The 2,435-nt window shown below is 48.6% G+C and carries 4 protein-coding genes; 1 reads left to right on the forward strand and 3 read right to left on the reverse strand.

Translation table 11 applies throughout. The features are described from left to right. Positions 1–277: hypothetical protein (locus tag ACFIQF_RS23550; RefSeq protein ID WP_393946100.1), on the forward strand; the 277-nt coding region annotated here is incomplete at its 5' end. Between the two features lie 155 nt (positions 278–432). Here ACFIQF_RS23550 and ACFIQF_RS23555 read toward each other — a convergent pair. The 3 genes from ACFIQF_RS23555 to ACFIQF_RS23565 all read right to left on the reverse strand — a co-directional run bounded on the left by ACFIQF_RS23555 (position 433) and on the right by ACFIQF_RS23565 (position 2,338). Continuing rightward, a complete protein-coding gene (locus ACFIQF_RS23555; protein WP_121331722.1) occupies positions 433–1,233 on the reverse strand; it encodes an OXA-10 family class D beta-lactamase OXA-932 in 801 nt (266 codons plus the stop codon). A 27-nt stretch (positions 1,234–1,260) separates the two neighbouring features. Further along, positions 1,261–1,815, reverse strand: coding sequence for an aminoglycoside N-acetyltransferase AAC(6')-Ib4 (locus ACFIQF_RS23560; RefSeq protein WP_003159191.1), 555 nt, complete (start codon positions 1,813–1,815; stop codon positions 1,261–1,263). 136 nt (positions 1,816–1,951) lie between these two features. Then, the gene (locus tag ACFIQF_RS23565; RefSeq protein ID WP_393946101.1) at positions 1,952–2,338 is read right to left on the reverse strand and encodes a YybH family protein; all 387 of its coding nucleotides are present in this window, start codon (positions 2,336–2,338) and stop codon (positions 1,952–1,954) included. Positions 2,339–2,435: the final 97 nt, after the last annotated feature.

The following is a 2,435-nucleotide window of genomic DNA, read 5'->3' on the forward strand; positions in this document are numbered from 1 at the left end:
ATTCCAGACTGTCCTCTGGAAAGACCTCCGCCTTGTGTTTGCGCGTTGTCCGAAGCCGCAAAGGCAGCGGCACAACATCTCGGCGGCACTGAACCAGATTCGTGATCTGCGTAACCGTGTCTTTCATCATGAGCCACTTTTATGGCTGACACCGACGCTGCTCGATCAGCACACGGTTGGCGTGACTGTCATCAACTGGGTCGATCCTCAGCTCGGGAAATGGCTGGGCAATCATGACCGCTTGCCCGCTACATGGGCGGGATGGGTTGCGACTTGATAGATATATAGCTATCTATCAGCGTTCAAAAAACGGAGGTTTTTCAGGCATCCGAGAAGCGGCCATAAATGTCATTTTCAGAAGACGACTGCACCAGTTGATTGGGCGTAATGGCTGTTGTGCAGCCAGCTCCTGACAGTTCAATATCAGAAGTGTTAGCCACCAATGATGCCCTCACTTGCCATGATTTTGGTGGGAATGGATTTTCTTAGCGGCAACTTATTTTCGTTGTCTATATCCATGTTAAAGGCGAAAAAGTAAACCTCTGTTCCCTTCTCAACCCAACCAACCCACCATGCGACACCAGGATTTGACTCAGTTCCCACACCAGAAAAACCAGTTTTTGAATGCACAAGATATTCAGGCGCAGCCTCCGTTACCAAAGCCTCTTTTACTATTAGCTGATTTTCTTTTGATGCTGACAATTTATTTAAAAATAGAGACCCTAGAAACTCCACTTGATTAACTGCGGAAATTCTAAGCTGACCCTCCAACCAGAATTTGTCAATGCCACCACTGATATTCTGGTTACCATATGAAAATTTTTTAAGATATTTCTGCATTCTTACTTCGCCAACTTCTCTGGCGATTTGTTGAAATACGGGAACCGCTGAAACTTGTATTGCCCCTCTTAAGCTCAAGTCTCTTTCCCATTGTTTCATGGCTCTTGGCTTTCCGTCCCATTTGAAAACCTGATGCTCATTCTTTATGACACCAGTTTCTAGGCCGATAATTGCGTTGGGGATCTTAAATGTTGATGCTGGAAGATATTCCTTTGATGCACGAGCTAAGTTATTGGTAGCGCAGGATTTACTGCTACTTTTACAAAGCACGAAAACACCATTGACGGCTTCGGCAGAGAACTCTTTGTTCCAAAACGTATTTTCTGTAATTGAACTAGCTAATGCCGTACTTGAAAGACACGCAGTAATTACATATGCGGCAAATGTTTTCATGGCACCTTCTTGGTGGCTAACTTTGTTTTAGGCATCACTGCGTGTTCGCTCGAATGCCTGGCGTGTTTGAACCATGTACACGGCTGGACCATCTGGGGTGGTTACGGTACCTTGCCTCTCAAACCCCGCTTTCTCGTAGCATCGGATCGCTCGCAAGTTGCTCGGCGACGGGTCCGTTTGGATCTTGGTGACCTCGGGATCATTGAACAGCAACTCAACCAGAGCTCGAACCAGCTTGGTTCCCAAGCCTTTGCCCAGTTGTGATGCATTCGCCAGTGACTGGTCTATTCCGCGTACTCCTGGATCGGTTTCTTCTTCCCACCATCCGTCCCCGCTTCCAAGAGCAACGTACGACTGGGCATACCCAATCGGCTCTCCATTCAGCATTGCAATGTATGGAGTGACGGACTCTTGCGCTAAAACGCTTGGCAAGTACTGTTCCTGTACGTCAGCAAGTGTCGGGCGTGCTTCTTCTCCGCCCCACCACTCGACGATATGAGATCGATTTAGCCACTCATAGAGCATCGCAAGGTCATGCTCAGTCATGAGGCGCAGTGTGACGGAATCGTTGCTGTTGGTCACGATGCTGTACTTTGTGATGCCTAACGAGGGGAGTTAACCGGCGTTGCCGAAGCGGCGCGGTGAGAGGAGACGAGGATTTCAGGACTACCAGAGCGGCCGATACCCGGCAGAGGCAGCGTCCGGGTTGAACGATGGGTTAGGCATCGGGGGAGTTCAGAAGGTCATGCCCGTAAGAATTGTCAATTGAGCAAAGCCAGTCACCAGAATCTAAACGATTGAAAACATATGTTGCTTTGCGTTCAATTACGGGTAGGTTGGAAGCGGAAACTAGGGTTTTTGCTAACACCAAAGCCGTATTTCCGGTTTCTAGGATAATCATTCCTGCCTGTTGCACCGATATTGAATGATCAAAATAGGCTACAATTGCTTCGAAAGCTTTCCGTATAGAAGCCCTACCGACTGCATTCATGCCTGGTTTGACCACAAGAACCGCATCTTCCGTATAGATGTTGATCAGGGTATCAAAATCTTCAGCCATTATAGCTTTGTCGGCTCGATGGATTTGTTGTTCGATGGGATGCATGGTCATTGCGTGCCTCGGGAGTGATGCCTAACGCCTGAGTTAAGCCGCGGTGCGCAGTGGCAAGCGGCGTGCGAAGCTTAGCGTAGCACGCAAGCGC

The sequence above is a fragment of the Comamonas trifloxystrobinivorans genome (assembly GCF_043359985.1).
In the GTDB taxonomy this organism is placed as follows: domain Bacteria; phylum Pseudomonadota; class Gammaproteobacteria; order Burkholderiales; family Burkholderiaceae_C; genus Comamonas; species Comamonas trifloxystrobinivorans.

Bases quoted from the DNA above. Each gene is read 5' to 3' on its own strand.
- ACFIQF_RS23555 (WP_121331722.1), bottom strand. From the start codon at position 1,233: ATGAAAACATTTGCCGCATATGTAATTACTGCGTGTCTTTCAAGTACG.
- ACFIQF_RS23565 (WP_393946101.1), bottom strand. From the start codon at position 2,338: ATGCATCCCATCGAACAACAAATCCATCGAGCCGACAAAGCTATAATG.